This window comes from Streptomyces sp. KR80 (genome assembly GCF_052245555.1).
In the GTDB taxonomy this organism is placed as follows: Bacteria; Actinomycetota; Actinomycetes; order Streptomycetales; family Streptomycetaceae; genus Streptomyces.
In genome coordinates, this window is record NZ_JBQQCD010000010.1 from 14,744 (window position 1) to 28,136 (window position 13,393).

Annotated in this window: 13 protein-coding genes; 6 read left to right on the forward strand and 7 right to left on the reverse strand. The window is 69.7% G+C overall.

The window, feature by feature from the left end:
* Positions 1-16: 16 nt before the first annotated feature.
* Complete coding sequence (xseA, locus tag ACTWQI_RS16245; RefSeq protein WP_443271068.1) at positions 17-1,225, reverse strand: exodeoxyribonuclease VII large subunit; 1,209 nt, start codon at positions 1,223-1,225, stop codon at positions 17-19.
* Positions 1,226-1,349: 124 nt separating this feature from the next.
* Between xseA and ACTWQI_RS16250 the strand changes: the two genes are divergently transcribed.
* Positions 1,350-2,351 (forward strand): 4-hydroxy-3-methylbut-2-enyl diphosphate reductase, encoded by a 1,002-nt coding sequence (locus tag ACTWQI_RS16250; RefSeq protein ID WP_443271069.1) that lies wholly within the window; start codon positions 1,350-1,352, stop codon positions 2,349-2,351.
* A gap of 80 nt (positions 2,352-2,431) precedes the next feature.
* A complete protein-coding gene (ppgK, locus tag ACTWQI_RS16255) occupies positions 2,432-3,181 on the forward strand; it encodes a polyphosphate--glucose phosphotransferase (RefSeq protein ID WP_443271070.1) in 750 nt (249 codons plus the stop codon).
* A 67-nt stretch (positions 3,182-3,248) separates the two neighbouring features.
* Here ppgK and ACTWQI_RS16260 read toward each other — a convergent pair whose 3' ends face one another.
* Positions 3,249-3,803, reverse strand: a complete 555-nt coding sequence (locus tag ACTWQI_RS16260; protein ID WP_443271071.1) for a DUF6542 domain-containing protein — start codon at positions 3,801-3,803, stop codon at positions 3,249-3,251.
* Positions 3,804-4,039: 236 nt separating this feature from the next.
* Between ACTWQI_RS16260 and ychF the strand changes: the two genes are divergently transcribed.
* From ychF to ACTWQI_RS16275, 3 genes are all read left to right on the forward strand, one after another.
* Positions 4,040-5,128, forward strand: coding sequence for a redox-regulated ATPase YchF (ychF, locus tag ACTWQI_RS16265; RefSeq protein ID WP_443271073.1), 1,089 nt, complete (start codon positions 4,040-4,042; stop codon positions 5,126-5,128).
* A 210-nt stretch (positions 5,129-5,338) separates the two neighbouring features.
* Complete coding sequence (locus tag ACTWQI_RS16270) at positions 5,339-5,623, forward strand: type II toxin-antitoxin system Phd/YefM family antitoxin (RefSeq protein WP_443271075.1); 285 nt, start codon at positions 5,339-5,341, stop codon at positions 5,621-5,623.
* Entirely contained in the window at positions 5,620-5,874 is a 255-nt protein-coding gene (locus ACTWQI_RS16275; protein ID WP_443271077.1) for a Txe/YoeB family addiction module toxin, read from the forward strand. The genes ACTWQI_RS16270 and ACTWQI_RS16275 overlap by 4 nt, the downstream gene beginning before the upstream one ends.
* 140 nt (positions 5,875-6,014) lie before the next feature.
* Here the strand turns inward: ACTWQI_RS16275 and ACTWQI_RS16280 are convergent, their stop codons facing one another.
* The 5 genes from ACTWQI_RS16280 to ACTWQI_RS16300 all read right to left on the reverse strand — a co-directional run bounded on the left by ACTWQI_RS16280 (position 6,015) and on the right by ACTWQI_RS16300 (position 11,920).
* The gene (locus tag ACTWQI_RS16280) at positions 6,015-6,947 is read right to left on the reverse strand and encodes an alpha/beta hydrolase fold domain-containing protein (RefSeq protein WP_443271079.1); all 933 of its coding nucleotides are present in this window, start codon (positions 6,945-6,947) and stop codon (positions 6,015-6,017) included.
* Positions 6,948-7,005: 58 nt separating this feature from the next.
* Positions 7,006-8,502, reverse strand: a complete 1,497-nt coding sequence (locus ACTWQI_RS16285) for a flavin-containing monooxygenase (RefSeq protein ID WP_443271080.1) — start codon at positions 8,500-8,502, stop codon at positions 7,006-7,008.
* Between the two features lie 28 nt (positions 8,503-8,530).
* Positions 8,531-10,360: a hydroxysqualene dehydroxylase gene (locus ACTWQI_RS16290; protein WP_443271082.1), complete on the reverse strand. Its 1,830-nt coding sequence runs from the start codon at positions 10,358-10,360 to the stop codon at positions 8,531-8,533.
* 218 nt (positions 10,361-10,578) lie between these two features.
* Positions 10,579-11,256, reverse strand: a complete 678-nt coding sequence (locus ACTWQI_RS16295) for a TetR/AcrR family transcriptional regulator (protein WP_443271083.1) — start codon at positions 11,254-11,256, stop codon at positions 10,579-10,581.
* Positions 11,257-11,356: 100 nt separating this feature from the next.
* Positions 11,357-11,920, reverse strand: coding sequence for a TetR/AcrR family transcriptional regulator (locus ACTWQI_RS16300; protein ID WP_443271085.1), 564 nt, complete (start codon positions 11,918-11,920; stop codon positions 11,357-11,359).
* 320 nt (positions 11,921-12,240) lie between these two features.
* On the opposite strand from ACTWQI_RS16300, the gene ACTWQI_RS16305 reads away from it, so the two are divergent.
* A complete protein-coding gene (locus ACTWQI_RS16305; protein ID WP_443271087.1) occupies positions 12,241-13,347 on the forward strand; it encodes an oxygenase MpaB family protein in 1,107 nt (368 codons plus the stop codon).
* The last annotated feature ends 46 nt before the right edge of the window (positions 13,348-13,393 follow it).

Below are 13,393 nucleotides of genomic sequence, written 5' to 3' on the forward strand. Positions count from 1 at the left end.
TTCCGGAGCCGGCGCCTCAGGGGGAGACCCGTACGGTGAACTCCCCGTCCGCGACCCGGGCCCGCAGCTTCTCCTCCGCGGCGACCTCCTCCGCCGAGCGGACCACCCTTCCGTCGGACCGTTGCAGCACGGCGTACCCCCGTTCCAGGGTCGCCGCCGGGGACAGCGCGACGACCCGTGCCCGGGTGTGCGCCAGCTCGGAGTCGGCCCGGTCCAGCAGATGGCCGAGCGTCCGGCGGCCCCGGTCGAGCAGCGCACACACCTGCTCCTCGCGCTCCTCCACCATGCGCTGCGGCCGTTCCATGGACGGCCGGTGGCAGGCCGCCGCGAGCCCGCGCTCCTCCCGCTCGAGCAGACCGGTGACCGACCGCAGCGCCCGCTGGCGCAGCTGGCGGATACGGGTCAGCTCCTCGCCGACGTCCGGCACGACCTTCTTCGCCGCGTCGGTGGGGGTGGAGGCGCGCAGATCGGCGACCAGGTCGAGCAGCGGCGTATCCGGCTCGTGCCCGATGGCCGACACGACGGCGGTGCGGCACGCGGCCACGGCCCGTACGAGCCGCTCGTCGGAGAACGGCAACAGATCCTCGACGCTGCCGCCGCCCCGCGCCACGATGATCACGTCCACGTCCGGCAGCGCGTCCAGCTCCTTGACCGCCTTGACGACCTGCGGCACGGCGTGCACACCCTGCACGGGCACATTGCGGACCTCGAAGCGGACGGCGGGCCAGCGGTGCCGGGCGTTCTCCAGCACGTCTCGCTCAGCTGCCGAGGCGCGGCCGCAGACCAGCCCGATGAGCTGCGGGAGGAACGGCAGCGGCCGCTTGCGGTCGAGCGCGAAGAGGCCCTCGGCCGCGAGGGTCTTCTTCAGCTGCTCAAGCCGGGCCAGGAGCTCGCCCACGCCCACCGGCCGGATCTCGGCCGCGCGCAACGAGAGCTGACCGCGGGGGGCGTACCACTCCGGCTTAGCGTGCACGACCACCCGCGCGCCCTCGGAGACGAGGTCCGCGACCCGGTCGAACACCATGCGGTAGCAGGTGACTGAGAGCGAGATGTCGTGCGAGGGGTCGCGCAGGGTCAGGAACACGACGCCGGCCCCGGGCCGCCGGGACAGCTGCGTGATCTGCCCCTCGACCCACACCGACCCCAGCCGGTCGATCCACCCCCCGATGAGCCGGGAGACCTGGCCGACGGGGATCGGAGCGTCCGGGGACGTCTTGAGAGCCATACGGGCAGGCTAGTCGTCCCGGCTGACATCGCACCGCCTCGGCGCCCGGGCCGCAGAGGCGAGCGTGTCCTGCAGCGCTCGGGGCGCTGGACGCGATCATTCCGCCAGCGCCGCGACCCCTACGATGGTGGGCATGACTGCTACTTCCCGTCGCGTCCTGCTCGCCGCCCCCCGGGGTTACTGCGCGGGCGTCGACCGAGCCGTGATCGCCGTGGAGAAGGCCCTCGAGCAGTACGGCGCACCGATCTATGTGCGCCATGAAATCGTCCACAACAAGTACGTCGTGAAGACCCTCGAGAAGAAGGGCGCGATCTTCGTCGACGAGACGGAGGAAGTGCCGGAGGGCAACATCGTGGTCTTCTCGGCGCACGGCGTCGCGCCGGTCGTCCACGAAGAGGCCGAGCGCGGCAGGCTCGCCAGCATCGACGCGACCTGCCCGCTGGTCACCAAGGTCCACAAGGAAGCCGTCCGCTTCGCCAAGGAGGACTACGACATCCTCCTCATCGGCCACGAGGGCCACGAAGAGGTCATCGGCACGAGCGGCGAGGCCCCGGAGCACATCCAGCTGGTCGACGGCCCGGGCGATGTGGAGAATGTCGAGGTCCGTGACCCGGACAAGGTCGTCTGGCTCTCCCAGACCACCCTGTCGGTCGACGAGACGATGGAGACGGTCGACGCGCTCAAGGGCCGCTTCCCCAACCTTCTCTCCCCGCCCAGTGACGACATCTGCTACGCCACGCAGAACCGCCAGACCGCGGTGAAGCAGATGGGCGCCCAGGCCGAACTCGTCATCGTCGTCGGCTCCAAGAACTCCTCCAACTCCGTCCGGCTCGTCGAGGTCGCGCTCGGCGCGGGCGCGAAGGACGCGCACCTGGTCGACTTCGCCGATGAGATCGACGAGGCCTGGCTGGAGGGCGTGACCACGGTCGGTGTCACCTCCGGTGCCTCGGTCCCGGAGATCCTGGTGGAGGGCGTGCTGGACTGGCTCGCCGAGCGCGGCTACGAGGACGTCGAGACCGTGACGGCCGCGGAGGAGAGCATCACCTTCTCGCTGCCGAAGGAGCTGCGACGCGATCTGCGCGCGGAGGCCGCCGAGGCCGCCGAGGCCTCCTCCTCCGGTACGTGACCGAGGTCTTGCCCGGCGGTACGTGACCGAGGGGCTGCCCGGCGCTACTACGGGTGGCCACTGCCCGTAGCGTGGTCCTCATGGACGTATTCGGCGTTGACATCGGCGGATCGGGCGTCAAGGGAGCCCCGGTCGATCTGGACCGGGGTGCTCTGACCGAACAGCGGCACAAGGTCCTCACTCCGCACCCGGCGACTCCGGACGCGGTGGCGGATCGCGTCCGGGAGGTGGTGGGCCACTTCGGCTGGTCGGGTCCCGTGGGCGTGACCTTCCCCGGGGTCGTCACGCGCGGTACGACCCGTACGGCGGCGAACGTGGACTCCGGATGGGTGGGCCTGGACGCCCGCGGGCTGCTCGGCGAGCGGCTCGGCGGTCTTCCGGTGACCGTGGTGAACGACGCGGACGCCGCAGGCATGGCGGAGATGTCCTTCGGGGCCGGCCGGGGCCGCGGTGGCACGGTGATCCTGCTGACCCTCGGCACCGGCATCGGCAGCGCGGTCTTCACGGACGGACGGCTGGTCCCCAACACCGAGCTCGGTCACCTGGAGCTGGACGGCCACGACGCCGAGAAGCGCGCCTCCACCAAGGCGCGGGACGACGAGGAGCTGAGCTGGCCCCACTGGGCTCGGCGGCTGCAGAAGTACCTGGCCCATGTGGAGATGCTCTTCTCGCCCGAACTGTTCATCGTCGGGGGCGGGGTCAGCCGCAAAGCGGAGAAGTTCCTGCCGTTGATCGAGGGGATCAGGGCGGAGCTGGTACCGGCGGAGCTGCAGAACAACGCGGGGATCGTCGGAGCGGCCATGGCGGCTCGCGAGCAGGTCGTCGGCTAGACCAGGGACCGGCCGGGCGAGGGGCAGGTGCGTTCGGCGGGGTGCCGTCCTCGCCGCCAGGCCGGGGTCAGGCCCGCTCGGCCGCGGGGCCTGACGGAGTCTGCGGGCCACTGCGGATGCGCTCCGCCCGCCGGGCGGCTCGGTTCCCCAGCAGGAGCAGCTTGCGTACGACGACCACCAGCGCCGCCGTCAGCGTTCCGCTGTACAGCCAGCCCGCCTGCAGCGCCAGCTGGGTGAACGCGGCCACCACCTGACCCCCCACCCCGCTCTCCCCGCCGCTGATGGGCACCAGCCCGGCCATGAACGCGATGGGCACGCTGATCGGCGCCGTGATCAGATCCGCGGACCGTACCCAGAGTCCGCAAGCCGCGGACAGCAGCACGAACATCACCCCATAGGCGAAGGAGGAGCCGTCCAGCATCAGTTCGTCCAGCGCGCCGACCACCACCATGGCGGTCGTGGCAACCAGTCCGCAGCCGAGGCCCGTGAAGCGTGGGCCGGGCACCTGGTGCAGCCGGCGGAGCAGCCGGAGCGCGGCGAGCACACGGGGAGCGGAGCGCGGAGGTGCGGCGCGGTAGACGGTGGCCGAGTCCTGGGACGTGGGGGTGCTGGGTTGCTCCACCCGACCAAAGTAGGTCGCGGAGGCCGCGGAGTCCGGCGTTGGACACGCCGTTCGTCCAGGCGTGTTGCGGTGTTCGACGGCCGGTCCTCCTGGCGCAGGCCGCGGCGCCGGCGTCCGCGGGGCGGTTCGCTCGGACTCCGCGGGCGTGGGCCGCGGCGGAGCGCCCGTAGACTGGTTGATCGGCCCGTCCTCCCGGGCCGTCCCCCTCCAACGGTCTCGCTACGGGAAGTCGCCACGTGTCGCTCACGATCGGAATCGTCGGCCTGCCGAATGTCGGCAAGTCGACCCTGTTCAACGCCCTGACCAAGAACGACGTGCTGGCGGCCAACTACCCGTTCGCCACCATCGAGCCCCACGTGGGTGTCGTCGGCCTCCCCGACCCGCGCCTGAGCAAGCTGGCCGAGGTCTTCGGCTCGGAGCGCATCGTCCCCGCCAACGTCGACTTCGTCGACATCGCCGGCCTCGTGCGCGGTGCCTCCGAGGGCGAGGGCCTGGGCAACAAGTTCCTGGCGAACATCCGTGAGGCAGACGCGATCTGCCAGGTCATCCGGGCCTTCAGGGACCCGAACGTCGTGCATGTCGCCGGCGAGGTCTCGCCCAAGGAGGACATCGAGACCATCAACACCGAGCTGATCCTCGCCGACCTCCAGTCCATCGAGAAGGCGCTTCCCCGCCTGTCGAAGGAGGTTCGCATCCGGAAGGACAGGGCCCCGGTCCTCGCCGCTGTCGAAGCAGCCAAGGAGATCATCGAGGAGGGCCGCACGCTCTTCTCGGCCGGCATCACCAAGGACACCGAGCAGGGCCGGCTGCTGCACGAGCTCTTCCTGCTGACCACCAAGCCCTTCCTCTACGTCTTCAACGTCGACGAGGAGGAGCTGACCGACGAGACATTCAAGCGGGAGCAGCGCGCCCTCGTCGCCCCGGCCGAGGCGATCTTCCTCAATGCGAAGATCGAGTCCGAGCTGATCGAGCTGGAGGGCGACGAGGCACTGGAGCTGCTCCAGGCCATGGGTCAGGAGGAGCCCGGCCTGTCCACCCTCGCCCGGGTCGGCTTCGAGACACTCGGCCTCCAGACGTACCTCACGGCCGGTCCGAAGGAGGCCCGCGCCTGGACGATCAAGAAGGGCGCTACGGCCCCGGAGGCGGCCGGTGTCATCCACACCGACTTCCAGAAGGGCTTCATCAAGGCCGAGATCGTGCATTACGAGGACCTGATCGAGTGCGGCTCCGTCCCGGAGGCCCGCGCGAAGGGCAAGGCGCGCATGGAGGGCAAGGACTACGTGATGCAGGACGGCGACGTGGTGGAGTTCCGCTTCAACGTGTGACGAGTGAAATAACACCACGTTGGCAGCCTGGCAACCTTGCAGATCAGATGGGGTCGGCTCGTCCGGGAGTCGGCCCCTTGCTGTTTCCCGTGCTGGGTTGATGCTGGGTTGGTGCTGGGTTTTCTGATGAGTTCGTCACGTAATTGGTTCTGATGTAGGCGGCCGAGAGTGGTACGTTATTCGGTACCACTTGATGTAGGGAGTCAGCCCATGTCGATAACCGCGAGCGAGGCCCGCAAGGCTCTCTTTCCGTTGATCAAGAAGGTCAACGACGATCACGAGGCCATCGAGATCGTCTCCAAGCACGGCAATGCCGTCCTTGTCTCGGCCGAGGACTATGCGGCGCTGCGCGAAGGCTCCTACCTGCTGCGCTCTCCGGCGAACGCTCGCCGACTGCTCAAGGCGTACGAGAACGCCCTGGCCAACATCAACGTGTCGGAGCGCGAGCTGATCGACCCCGACTCGCCGGACGCGGCCGGCGAGGGTACTCCGTGAGGCTCGTCTTCGAGGATCAGGGCCGGGAGGACTACACGTCCTGGCTCAAGAACGACCGCAAGATGCTCGCGCGGATCAACAAGCTCATCGAGGACATCAAGCGTTACCCCTGCACGGGGATCGGCAAGCCCGAACCGCTCAAGTACCACTTGCCCGGGGCGTGGTCGAGGCGGATCGACGACGAGCACCGCCTCGTCTACCTGGTCACGGACAAGGAGATCGTGATCCTCGCAGCTCGTTATCACTACTGACCGCCGGGTCATCTATATCGGATTGCCGGGGCGGTGTCGGGAGGGTACCGGCCGAGGGGCTGAGGTGTCGCGGTTGCGGTTTTCTCAGGCCCGGATTGCAGTTCGCGCGTCCTGGCACCTCACCAACCGAAACTCGACCCTCAGCCTGACGCGTCGGGTTCTGGGCGCGGCGTGGTGGCCAGGAAGCGGCCGACCTCGCGCACGGCCGCGGTCGACTCGGTCATGAGCCCGGCGTGCAGGTGCGCCGCGTGCCAGAGGCCGTCGAGGCGGCGATGGCTGACAGGGGTGCCTGCCTGCTCGGCGCGCGTGACGAGGCGTTCGGTGTCGGAGCGGAGGACTTCGTCGCTGCCTACGTGGACGAGTATCGGCGGCAGACACGCCAGATCACCGAAGAGCGGGGAGAGTTCCGGTGCGGCGGGGTCGGCGTTCGCCGCGTAACCGGTGGCGCACCAGCGCAGCCAGGCCAGGCGCAACAGCGGGTCCCGGCGCGGATCGCCGGGTGCGCTCAGGGTGAGGTCCAGCCAGGGGGACAGCAAGGCCAGGGCGCCGGGTGGGGGCAGGCCCCGGGCTCGTAAGCGTAGGGCGAGGGCCAGGGCGAGGCCGCCGCCGGCGGAGTCGCCGACAAGGGACAGATTCTGTGGGCCATGGCCCTGGGCGAGCAGTGCCTGGTAGGCGTCGGTCGCGTCGTCGAGGGCTGCGGGGTAGGGGTGTTCGGGGGCCAGGCGGTAGTCGAGGACGTACACGGGGGCGCAGGTGGCGGCGGCAAGGTGGGCGGCCAGCGCCCGGTGGGTGCGCGGCGAGCCGGTGACGTACCCGCCGCCGTGCAGGCACAGGACCGCGCGCGCCGTGTCCGCCCCGGGGAGGCCGACCCGTTCGGCGGGGAGGCCGCCCAGCCGGACCCGGGACACCCGGGTGCCGGCCGGGAGCCGGGGGACGCCGCTGAGCAGGTCGAGGCCGCGCCGCTGGACGGCGACCGGTACCCGGGGGCCGAGCAGCGGGCGGACGCCGGAGCGCAGCGCGGCCCGGACCACCGGTCTGGGGACGACTCCGGGTTTGCGGGCGGCCGCAGTCACGGGTTCCTCCTTCGTATGTCGTCGGGGCGTGGTCGGGGCTACTGCTGGAGCGCGGGCCTCAGAGCGGTCCGGTGTGGTCCTCGGGCGTGAGTGCGTCCCGGTTGTCCGCCGCGGCGGGGAAGTGTGCCGGGGCGGGCCGGCGGGTGAGTTTGCGGTAACGGGCGGCGCGATGGGGCCAGTTGTTGGTGACCTTGCCGGTGTCCGTCTTGTACCAGCTGCTGCAGCCCGCCTCCCAGACCGTCGCGCGCAGGGCGTCGTCGAGATGGCGCTGGAAGGACGCGAAGGCGTGCGGGGACACCTCCATCTCCCTGCGGCCGTCGCGGTCCATCGTGTCCAGGCACGAGAGGATGTAACGCACCTGGGATTCGATCATGAGGATCACGGAGTTGTTGCCGAGGTTGGTGTTCGGCCCGTAGAGCAGGAACAGGTTGGGGAACTCGGGGACCGTCATGCCGAGGAAGGCGGCGGCGCCGTCGGCCCAGGCGTGTTCGCGCAGCTGACGGCCGTCGCGGCCGGTGATGGTCATGGGGGCGAGGAAATCGGTCGCTGTGAATCCGGTGCCGTGGATCAGGGTGTCCAGGGTGTGCTCGGTGCCGTCGGCGGTCTGGATGCCGTGCGGTGTGATCCGGGTGATCTTCTCGGTGATCACCTCGACGTTGTCCCGCGCGAGCGCCGGGTAGTAGTCGTCGGAGATGAGGATGCGCTTGCACCCGAGCGGGAAGTCGGGGGTCAGCTTGGCCCGGAGGGCCGGATCGGGTATCTGGGTGCGCAGTTGGCGGCGGCACAGGTACTCGACGAGTTTGCCGAGGCGTCCGCCGCGTACGGCCGAGTGCAGGACAGTGTCGCCGAAGGCGAACCAGCCGCCGCGGAAGGCAAGTCGGCCGGCGGCGGTGGTGAACAGGGCCCGGTGGACCGGCCCGTAGCGGTAGTCCCACTTGGGCATGACCCAGTTCGCGGAGCGTTGGAACACCCGCAGGGTGCGCACCTTGGGTGCGATCTGCGGGATGAACTGGACGGCGCTGGGGCCTGTGCCGATCACCCCGACCACCTCGTCGGTGAGGTCGTGGTGGTGGTTCCAGCGCGCCGAGTGGAAGGCGGTGCCGGCGAAGTCGTCCAAGCCGGGGTAGTCGGGGTACTTGGGCCGGTTGAGCTGGCCGACCGCGGTCACCAGGACCTGGGCGTGGTGGGTGCGGCCGTCGGCGGTGCGCAGTTCCCACCGCTGGGCTCTCTCGTCGTAGGCGGCGGAGGTGATTTCGGTGTGGAACCGGATCCGGGGGCGGATTCCATGGGTGTCGGCGCAGTCGTGCAGGTAGCGCAGCAGCTCGGGCTGCAGAGGGTAGGCGCGGCTCCAGTCCGCGCGGGGCGCGAAGGAGTACGAGTAGAGGTGCGACGGCACGTCGCAGCCCGCGCCCGGATAGGTGTTGTCCCGCCACACCCCGCCGAGGTCCTCTGCCTTCTCGTACACCGTGAACGAGGTGACACCGGCCTGTGCCAGGCGGATGGCCATGCACAGGCCGGCGAACCCTGCGCCGATGATGGCGACGCGATCAGTCATCCCGCTTCCTTCTCCCGGCCGACGCGCATCAGGGCCGGATGGGATCGATGATGTCGAACTGATTGGGCAGGCCGAGGGCGTAGTCGATGTCGTCCTTGGCCCAGAACGGTCGCATCTCGGGCGGTTCGTAGAGCTTCTTGATGGTGGCCTTCTCCGCCGAGGAGCCGGAGGCGGTCAGGATGCCGTTGGCCGCGGCCCGTCCGGCCTCGTTGGCGCCTTCCATGGTGGCCAGGTTGATGTGGGAGCGGACATAGTCCGCGGCGAGGAAGAGGTTGGGGATTGCCGTTTTCGCCTCGGGCCGGTAGCTCCAGGACTTGGGTGTGTTGACGAGCAGCGGTTCGTCGTTGGCGACGTCGGGGGTGCCTTCGCCGGTGATCGCGGGGTCGACGAACCAGGAGTGGATGATCGAATCCGGTAGTACGTTGTCGGCGTCGGGCAGGGCGGCGCGGATCTGGGCGAGGACCTCGTTGACGATCTGCTGGCGGCTGCACTCGCGTGCGGTCTTGCCGTAGAGGATGCCGGGGGCGTCCCAGTTGGACACGTCCACGGACAGGCAATCCACGGCGGTGCCGTCGCCGTAGCGGGCGGCGAAGTCGGCTTTCCAGAACTGCGCCTGGCTGATTGACGTGACTGCCCATGGCTGGCCGACGTAGGCGACATGGCCCTTGGCGATCGGCACCGGCTCGGTGGTGTAGATCATGACGCCGTTCATCCAGTCCGTCTCGAGTGACCGCAGCTTCCGCAGCTGCGGATCGGCGATCAGGATCTGGGTGTTGAGCAGCGGGACGGCCCGCTCGACCGGGACGGCGAGCACATACCAGTCCGCCTGGATGGTGGCCGACGACCCGGTCGGGCCGGTCGCACTGGCCTCGGTGATCGTGCCGCCGTTCAAGGTGAGGCCGGTGACGGTCCAGCCGACTTTGAAGGTCACGCCGAGGCCCTTGAGATACGTCACCCAGGGGTCGATGAACACCTCATTGGTGGGCCCGTTGAGCAACTGGTCCGGGTTGGTGTAGCCGCCGCGCTGGAAGGTGGCGTTGAGCCAGCCCTCTGCCATCAGGCCCATGGTGCGGGCGTTGGCCTTCTCCGGTTTGGCAGCCACCAGGGTGGACGTGAACAGGTCCACAAGGATCTCCCGCCCGGCGGGCGACATCTTGTCCATGCCGACGAAGTCGGCGTACCCGGTGTTCTCCCACTGGCCCATGCGCCGCTTCGGTCCGCTCGCCAGGAAGGCGACCACCTTGCTGGCGAACAGCGCGATGTCCTGGGCCGGGACGTTCCGCAGGCCCTGGAGGATCGTTCTGAAGTAGTCCTGCAGAGCCTGTGGCGTGAAGTTCTCCGGTGCGGTGGCCGAGGTCGGCAGATAGTAGGCTTCGCCATTCCAGCAGGCCATGATGCGCTCACCGGCCACCAGGTTGTCGGCCGTGCCCTGGCTGTTGCCCGGGTAGGGAATCCGGCTCATCGTCTCCGGGATGTTCTGGTAGAAGCCCGGGAAGAACCGGAATCCGTGCTCGCCGGGCAGATCCGACCGCCCCCCGCCACCGGTTCCGGGGACCGGGATGCTGCGTGCCTTGCCGCCCAGTTCCTTGCGTTCGTAGACGGTGACCTCGAAGCCCCGCTCGGCAAGCTCGTGGGCGGCGGTGAGACCTCCGATGCCGCCGCCGAGCACGGCCACCCGCCGTCCGCCGGCCGCCCTCCCTGCATTCTTGACCCGGCTCGCTTCCGGAACGGGCATCGCGCCGGCCACGCCCGTGGTCGCCGCGCCCGCGGCCGTGGCCGCGATGCCGGTGACCAGCGTTCGACGGTTGATGGTGCGCCGTCCGCTGTCCTTGTCGTCCGATCTCGAGTGCGTGTTCATCACGGCTCCCAACTTCCGACAGCAGTGTCGGTTATGGGGGCTCACTATGGGCGCGGACATGGCAACGGTCAAGCCCCTGGGTGCAGTTGACGGCTCGCCAGCGGTGGCCCGGGTACGTGAATGAGCCGTCGGGGCACACGAAAGAGCGGCAGCCCTCGGGGGGCTGCCGTACGGCTCGACTCGGCGCGGACGTGGAGGAGAGGGGCCGGCCGCAGGTCCTACGAGAGTTGGTCCGACGGTTCGTCGAAGCGCGCCATGCCCTTCCACAGCAGGCGTTCGGCGGTGCTCACCAGCGTGGCGCGACTGGTCCCCGGGTGCCTCAGCCACCAGCGGGCGAGACCGTTGAGCCCGTTGGTCAGCAGCTCCACCGTCAGCTCGGCCTCCACGGAACCGGGATCCACCCCGACGCGCTTCAGGTCCTCGCCCAGCATCGAGGTCACGACCTTGATCCGGGTGTCCCAGTAGCCGCGCCGGACGGCCTCGATCTCCGGGTCGCCCTCGTCGGTGTGGTCGTAGAGCACCGTGCGCGCCGCCGGATGCTGCTCGGCGAAGGTGAAGAACGCCTCGATGGTGGCCCGCATCCGCCGCCTCGGGCCACCGCTGCCCTGGATGCCGGCGCCCACCTGGGCGATCAGTGCCGCGTTCTGCTCCGCGAGCACATTCAGGTACAGCACCTGCTTGGAGGCGAAGTGGTCGTAGAGCACGGGTCGGGCCACCTCGGCGGCCTCGCCTATGTCGCCCATCGAGGCGGCGCTGTACCCCTTGGCGGCGAACACTTCCACCGCCGCGACCAGGATCTGGCCGCGGCGGGCGGGGCCGCGCATCCGCTTCTTCGGGCCGTCCGGTTTCTTCGGGTCGGTCGTCTTCTTTGGTCCTGTCGCCGCGGTCCCCGTCACCGTGTCCCCCGCCCTCGCTGTGCCTGCTGACTGAAGAACCTACCCGATCCATCCGACAGCCATGTCGGTTGGGAGGGGGATCGCTCGCGTACGGCTCGCATTATGACGCCGGCTTCAGGTAGTTGAGGGCGAGCCGGCTGAGTTCGTCAAGGAACTGCTCGCGAGTGATGGGCGGTTGCTCGAGCAGGTAGCGCACGGTGAGGTGTTCGACCGTGCGCACCAGCATCCACACCGCCGCATCGAGTGGGGTGTCCGGCCGCAGGCTCGTGCGCTGTGTCATCAGGTAGGCGAGGACCAGTTCTGCGATGCGGTGCTCGAAGGCGCGCAGGGTGCGGCCGTCGTCGAGGCGGGAGCCGTGTACGACCGCGGCGCGCAGGAATGCCGGCTCCACGTCGAGCCCGTCGAGGAGCGCGGCGAGCGTGGTCCGGGTGACCACGGGCGCGGGCTGGTCGAACTGGCCGGTCAGGTGGGCGGTGACGCGGGAGACGAGCGCGTCGCTGTAGCGCTCGAGGACGGCCGACACGATGGCGTCCTTGTGGGGAAAGTACTGGTACAGCGAGCCGGGGCTGATCCCGGCCGTCGCCGCGATCCGATTGGTCGACGCACCCTCGTATCCGTACTCGGCCAGGGCCTGCCGTCCGGCGTCGAGGATGCGTTCCACCATCGCCCGGGAGCGTTCCTGGCGCGGCAACTTCCGCGGCGAAACGCGAGCGGGCGTGGTGCGCGGAGTGCTGCGACGGGGCGGCGGCATGGCGGTCAGAACACGAATTGAACGCGAGTGCGAGCGGCTGTCAGCATCGGCTCATGGTCGCACACAAGCCACCCTCGCGTGATGCCCAGGCCCGGCCAACCGACGTGCGGACACCAGCTGTTGCGCCTCCGTCTCCGTATCCTCGGCGTTTTCGCGAGACCGAGGCTGTCAACCGCCGCCTCGGCCGACCGCTGCAGATGCTGATCGGTCAACGCACCCCTGATCAAGAGGTATTGGACACCATCGGGCAGCGCCTGATGGCGCGCGACGAGCTGGGAGCAGCGTTGGCCCGCGCTCTGCGGATCACCGACACGACGGACCCGGACCGGGTCACCATGCGGCAGTTCAAGCATGCGCTCGCCGAGGGGATCGACGCGGTGCCGGATGCCCCGCGGCCGCTGCGGGACTTCTTCGCCGTGATCGAGAAGGTGCCGGACTGGGTGGACTTCGACATGGTCAACGAGGGCGGCCGGGTGGCTCGGCGGTTCGGCCGCAATTCCGCAGATGTACTGCTGCAGTTGGCGCTGATCGGCTCCTACCGGTTCGGCGGCCCGCCGGACCTGCTGGTCGAAACCGGCGGCCTGACCGGCGGCTCCGCGCTGCGCAGGCTCGCCGAGACCCAGCGGTGGGCGATCGCCGTCGGCGGTGACGACGCGATGCGGCGCGACGGGGCGGGCTTCCGGCTCACGGTGCATGTGCGCCTCATGCACGCCCTGGTCAACCACCAGGTGGAGAACGGCGGGGGGTGGGACACCGGCCGCTGGGGACTGCCGGTCAACCAGTCCGATCTGGCCGCCACGCTCGGGCTGTTCAACGCGCTCCAGCTCCTTGGCGTCCGGCTGCTCGGCGTGCGGGTGACCCGCGCCGACTCGCGGGCGCTGATGCACCTGTGGAAGTACGTCGGCTGGCTGCTCGGCGTGGACGAGGACTGGCTGTTCGACAGTGAGCTGCACCAACACCACCTCAGCTACCACCAGTTGATCACCCAGAGTTATGGCAGTGCGGCCGGTCCTCCGTTGGCCCGGGCCGTCGTCGAGGCCCAGCGCGCCTTGCACTTCACCCGCTTCGCCGGGGTGCGCCGCGCCTATGCCCGCGCCCGTCTGCTGAGCATGCTCCGCTACTTCCTCGGCCGCCAGGGCATGCGGGACCTGGGCCTGCGGGTGGCCCTGCCCTGGGCCGTGCCACCGCTGCTGGCCGCCAACTTCCTGCGCTATCACGTCCTGGGCCGCACGGCCGCCGGCCGTGACCGTCTGCTCCGCAGCGGCGACCGGTTCACCCGGCGGCACCTGCGGCAGTACTTCGGTGACCAGGCCCAGGACGTCGGGGCACTCCACGTCTAGACGTCGGTGCACTCCCCGTATAAGCACGCCTCGCACCGGCGTCGGC